This is a genomic window from Candidatus Krumholzibacteriia bacterium (assembly GCA_029865265.1).
Classification (GTDB): domain Bacteria; phylum Krumholzibacteriota; class Krumholzibacteriia; order WVZY01; family JAKEHA01; genus JAKEHA01.
The window spans coordinates 1-5569 of sequence record JAOUHG010000073.1 but is presented as its reverse complement, the minus strand read 5'-3'; the positions used below and the strand labels follow the sequence as shown (position 1 = coordinate 5569).

Genomic DNA, 5569 nt, shown 5'->3' with positions numbered 1-5569 from the left:
GGGCAACGTGTCCGGGCGCGACCTGGGCAACGTCGCCGACGAGGTCACCGCCATGCTGGCGTCGCTCAGTATCCCGCAGAGAATCACGGTGGAACTGGGCGGCGAGAACGAGGAGCTGCAGCGTTCCTACCGCAGCCTCATCCTGGCGCTCATCCTGGCCGTGTTCCTGGTCTACCTGGTGATGGCGGCGCAGTTCGAGAGCTTCGTGCACCCCTTCATCATCATGTTCACGGTGCCGCTGGCCGCCATCGGCGTCGTCTTCACGCTGCTCGTCACCGGTAAGCCGCTGAGCGTGGTGGTGTTCATCGGCGTCATCCTGCTGGCCGGTATCGTGGTGAACAACGGCATCGTGCTCATCGACTACATCAATACGCTCCGCCGCGAGGGGAGCCCCAAGGTGGATGCGGTTCGTGCCGCGTGCCGCGTGCGCCTGCGCCCCATCCTCATGACCACGCTCACCACGGTGCTGGGCCTGATGCCCATGGCGCTGGGCTTCGGCGAGGGCGCGGAGATCCGCGCGCCCATGGCGCTCTCCGTCATCGGCGGGCTGGCGGTGGGCAGCATTCTCACCCTGTTCGTCATTCCGTCGCTGTACTCGGTCGTGGCGCGCGGGGACTAGAGGGGGACGCGTGCGGCTCCACGAGCTATCCGTTCGCAAGCCGGTGCTGGTGATGATCGGCCTGGTGTCGCTGCTCTCGCTGGGTGGCATCGCCGCGGTGAAGCTGCCGGTGGAGTTCCTGCCCCACGTCGAGTTTCCCTTCATCGGCGTCTTCATCCCGTACCCCAACTCGCACCCCGAATACATCGAGCGCCACATCGTCAAGCCGGTGGAGGAAGTGTTCGCCACCCTGGGCGACGTGCGCCGCATCCAGTCGCAGACGCAGTCCGAAGGCGCGTTCGTCGGCGTCGAGTTCCAGTGGGGACGCGACGTGGGTGTGCTGCGCATGGAAGTGAAGGAGAAGCTCGACCAGATAAAGGGCGACCTGCCGCCCGACATCGAACTGATGCAGGTCTTCACCTTCGACACCAACGACATTCCCATCCTGGAGGGGCGCATTTCGGCGGTGGGCCGCGACCTCTCCGGCAGCTACGACCTCATCGAGCGCTCCATCATCAACCCGCTCAAGCGCATCGAGGGCGTGGGCAACGTCAACATCCACGGAGTCGAGCCCAAGGAGATTGCGATCTACCTCCTGCTCGACAAGATCAAGGCGCACCGCGTGGACGTGCAGAACGTGTTCCGCCTGCTGCAGAGCGCCAACGCCACCGCCTCGGGCGGGGAGGTGACGGCGGACGGCATTCGCTACTCGGTGCGCTCCATCGGGAGTTTCAGCGAAATCGCGGACGTCGAGAACCTGGTGGTGAGCCCCGAGGGCCTCCGGCTCAAGGACATCGCGGACATTTACTACGGGGAGCCATCGCTCACCTTCGGCCGCCGGCTCGATGGCGAGCAGGCGGTGGCCTTCTGGATCCAGAAGGCGAGCAACGCCAACACGGTGGACGTGGCGCGGCGCGTGCAGAAGGCCATGGACAAGATGAACAGCGACCCCGCGCTGGAGGGGATCAACGTCCTTCTGTTCTTCGACCAGTCCAAGGAGATCCTGAACGGCATTCGCGGGCTGCGCGACGCCGGCATCATCGGCGGCATGCTGGCGGTGGCCATCCTCTACTTCTTCCTGCGCCGCCTGACCACCACGCTGATCATCGCGGTGAGCATACCGTTCTCGCTCGTCTGTACGCTGGCCTTCCTGTACTTCGCCGGCCACTCGCTCAACATGCTCACCATGATGGGGCTGATGCTGGGGGTGGGCATGCTGGTGGACAACGCCATCGTGGTGCTGGAGTCCATCTACCGGCACCAGAACAAGGGGGAGGACTCGCGGCGCGCCGCCGTGGTGGGCGCCGACGAGGTGGCCACCGCCGTCACCGCGTCCACCCTGACCACCGTGATCGTGTTTGCGCCCATCGTATTCGGCGGCCAGAACGACGAGATTTTCGTGTGGCTCTCCTCGGTGGGGATCACCATCTCGGTGGCCATCGGCTTCTCGCTGCTCATCTCGCTCACCTTCATTCCGTTCCTCTCCTCGCGCCTGAAGAAGCCCAGGGAGGTCAAGGAATCGCGCCTGTTTGCGCGCGTGGAGCGCTCCTACCTGGGCGCGCTGCGCTGGACCACGCTCAAGCACCCGCGCTGGACGCTGGGCATCGTGACCGGCGTCCTCCTGATCACCGTGGCCGGCACCAAGGTGTTCAAGCTGAAGGGCTTCCAGAACGACGACTCCATGCTCATCGAGCGCATCTACATGGAGTACGAGTTCTCCGACAACCTCTCCTACCGCGAGACCAACGAGATCGTGCGCCGGGTGGAAGCCGCCATCGAGGGCCAGCGCGATTCGCTGGAGGTGGAGACGGTGTACAGCTACTACGCCGACAACGCCGCCGCCACCACGGTATATTTCCAGGACCGGTACCTGGGGCGCGAGCAGCTCAAGGAGAAGCGCAAGCACCTGCGCCGCGTCATCCCCGAGATCCCCGGCCTCAAGCTGCAGATGGGTGACGACAGCGGCAAGGACTCGGGCGGCGCGCAGCTCATGTCGGTGAATCTCTTTGGCGACGACAAGCTGGTGCTGGAGGACCTGGCCAACGAGGTCAAGCGCCGCTTCGGTTACATCGAGGATCTCACGGACTTGAAGACCAGCGTCGAGATGGGCCGCGAGGAGATCAAGATCGCGCTGGATTCGGACCTGGTGTCGCGCTACGACCTCACCGCCAACGACGTGGCGCAGGTGATGGGACTCACCTTCCGCGGCATCGAGCTGGACCGCTTCCGCGGCGCGGACCGCGAGGTGCCCATGAGCATCAGCCTCGACCCGGACGACCAGGTGGGCCTCTACAACCTGGAGAACCTGCTGGTGGGCATGACCGACGACAAGGAGATCACGCTGGGCTCGGTGGCGCGCCTGGAGGAGGCACGCGGCCCCACCCAGATCGAGCGCGACAACCAGCGCACCATCGTGTCGGTGCGCGGGCTCTACGAGGGCGAGGACTTCAAGTCGGTCTTGAAGGAGGTGGAGGGCGTCATGAGCACCATGACCCTGCCGCCCGGCTACGCGTGGTCGTTCAACCGCCGCATCCAGGAGAAGAACGCGCAGGCGCAGCAGATGCTGATCAACGCGCTGCTCGCCATTCTGTGCGTGTACCTGGTGATGGCGGCACTGTTCGAGAGCTACCTGCACCCGCTGGTCATCATGACCTGTCTGCCGCTGGCCGCGGTGGGTGTGATCTGGATGCTGGTGGCCACGCAGACGCCCTTCGGGCTGATGGCCATGATCGGCGTGGTGATTCTGATCGGGGTGGTGGTCAACAACGGCATCGTGCTCATCGACCACGTGAACAACCTGCGCAAGAAAGGCCTGTCCATCGACGATGCCATCATGGAGGGCGGGCGCGAGCGGCTGCGTCCCATCACCATGACCGCCATGACCACGGTGCTGGGGCTCCTGCCCATGGCGCTGGGGCGCACCCACATCGGCGACGCGCAGTACTACCCGCTGGCGCGCGCGGTGATGGGCGGGCTCATCAGCTCCACCTTCCTCACCCTGCTGGTGCTGCCGGCCTACTACGTGATGGGCGAGGCAATCAAGGCCTGGTGGTATGGCCTGCTGGCGCGCTCGCGGCGGCAGGGGGTCGAGGCCACGGACGCGGGCTCCTGAGTTCTTCGAACCGTGCCGCCGACAGGGAGAAAAGAAAAGGGATGCACGGAGTGCATCCCTTTTCTCGAGGTTGGCCGCGCCGGGCGCGGAAGACACCGCGCAATATGGCGGTGACTGGGCGCCCTTACTTGACCGGCGCTCATTGTCGGCCGGCCCCGCGCCGACGCGGCTAACACCATTATACTACGACGCTCACCTCTCGCGCCACCCCTAGAAGCTGAACGACGCCTGGAACGCGGGAATCACTTCCCAGTCCTCATCGCCCCGCGTGGCCTGCATGATCCCCTTTACGAAGAGTTCGCGCGTCACGTGGTAACCGACGCCGCCTTCCCAGCGCTCGATGTTCTCGTCCCACGACATCATCTCGCCGGTGCTGCTGGCGACGTTCTCGAAGGTCAGCCGGTCGTAGCGCGCGGCCAGGTCGACGCCCGCGTAGACCGAGTACACCGCCTGCAGGTAGTACGACTCGCTCGACAGGCCGCTCTCGCGCACCGGGGTGTCGAAGTGGGTGAAGTACGCCTCCCCCATGAACGAGAAGCGCCACCACCTGGCGTCGCCGCTCACGATGAGCAGGTTCTGGTAGTAGTCGTTCACGGTCTTGCCGGCGGGCAGGTATGCTTCGACGTCGCGGCTCAGGTAGGCGCCGCGCGCGCCGGACAGCCACAGCTTCAGGCCGGGCATGAACGCGTAGCCCAGCTTGGCGTGCCAGGTGAGGTTCTCGTTGGTGTCGGAGCCCGACACCGGGGTGGCCGGGGCGCCCAGCGTGACACCGGCCGCGTATTCAAAGCGGCCCAGCGTTCCCAGCGAGAACGCGCCGTAGTTCCAGCAGTTGTCGTAGGTGATGGGCGCGGACGCATAGCTGCGGCCGCGGATGCCGGTGGAATCCGCGTACACGAACCCCGTCTGCCCCTGCCCGCGCTTGGAAAGGAGCTGGTCGAGGTCGGTGGGCATCATGAAGCCGTGCATGGCACTCTTCCAGTACTGCGCCAGGGGAATGCCGATCAGCGGGTTCTTGTTGGAGTAGGTGTGGCTGGCCCAGATGCCGTCGTGCATGGGGATGAGCCCCGCCTCCAGGTAGAGGTTGCGGTCTTCGAACAGGCGCTGCATCAGGTAGCCGCCGAAGAAGCGAAACTCGTCGAAGCTCTCCGGCGAGATCAGGAACTGCAGGTACACCGAGGTCTGGCCGCGCTGGCCCTCCACGAAGAGGCGCGAGCGCAGCGCGTCGAAGTTGGAGTCGCCGGTGTTGACCGTGTTGAGGTAGCGGTAGCCCCCCTGGTCGGTGCCGACGATGTCCACCAGCCCCCGCACCTGGATGGAACTCTGCGCCAGCGCGTCCACCGTCACGCCCAGCAGCGCCAGTGCCAGCAGCGCCGCGAGTGCCAGCATACGGCCGGCCGGGGTGGGGACGAGGTGCATGGCGTCGTGCGCGTGTTTCATACCAGCGTTCCTGCTTTCTCCGGTGCCGTCACCGGCGTTCTGGGAGTTGAGCCTGCCGCCGGGAGCGCGATGGTAAAGGTGCTGCCGCGGCCCGGGGTGCTGACCACCGCCACCCGGCCACCGTGTGCCTCCACGATGGCCTTGCACAGTGCCAGCCCCAGCCCGAATCCCTTGGATCCAAAGCCGAACGTCCCCGACGAGTGGTGCATCAGGTCGCCGACTTCGTAGATCTTCTCGAATATCCATTTCAATTCGTGTTGCGGAATGCCGATGCCGGTGTCTTCCACCACCACCCGGACTTCATCGCCCTCGCTGTTCGCCGACACGCGCACACTGCCCCCGTCGGGGGTGAAGCGGATGGCGTTGTCCACCAGCGCCTGCACCGCGTCGCGCAGGCGGGTGGCGTCGCCCATCACCCACAG

General features: G+C 65.6%; 4 protein-coding genes. 2 read left to right on the top strand and 2 right to left on the bottom strand.

The window, feature by feature from the left end:
* Together OEX18_15450 and OEX18_15445 are read left to right on the top strand one after the other, a co-directional pair.
* A partial coding sequence (locus tag OEX18_15450; protein ID MDH4338663.1) for an efflux RND transporter permease subunit occupies nt 1-619 on the top strand: 619 nt, incomplete at its 5' end.
* A 10-nt stretch (nt 620-629) separates the two neighbouring features.
* Nucleotides 630-3710 carry an efflux RND transporter permease subunit gene (locus OEX18_15445; protein ID MDH4338662.1) on the top strand — a complete coding sequence of 1027 codons (3081 nt, stop codon included), beginning with the start codon at nt 630-632 and terminating at the stop codon, nt 3708-3710.
* A gap of 210 nt (nt 3711-3920) precedes the next feature.
* On the opposite strand, the gene OEX18_15440 is transcribed toward OEX18_15445, so the two are convergent.
* On the bottom strand, nt 3921-5147 hold the full coding sequence (locus OEX18_15440) for a hypothetical protein (GenBank protein ID MDH4338661.1): 1227 nt from the start codon (nt 5145-5147) through the stop codon (nt 3921-3923).
* A partial coding sequence (locus tag OEX18_15435; protein ID MDH4338660.1) for an ATP-binding protein occupies nt 5144-5569 on the bottom strand: 426 nt, incomplete at its 5' end. The genes OEX18_15440 and OEX18_15435, both read right to left, overlap by 4 nt.

What these genes read in the sequence shown, in the direction of transcription:
- OEX18_15440 (MDH4338661.1), bottom strand. Translation starts at nt 5,147, where the DNA reads ATGAAACACGCGCACGACGCCATGCACCTCGTCCCCACCCCGGCCGGC.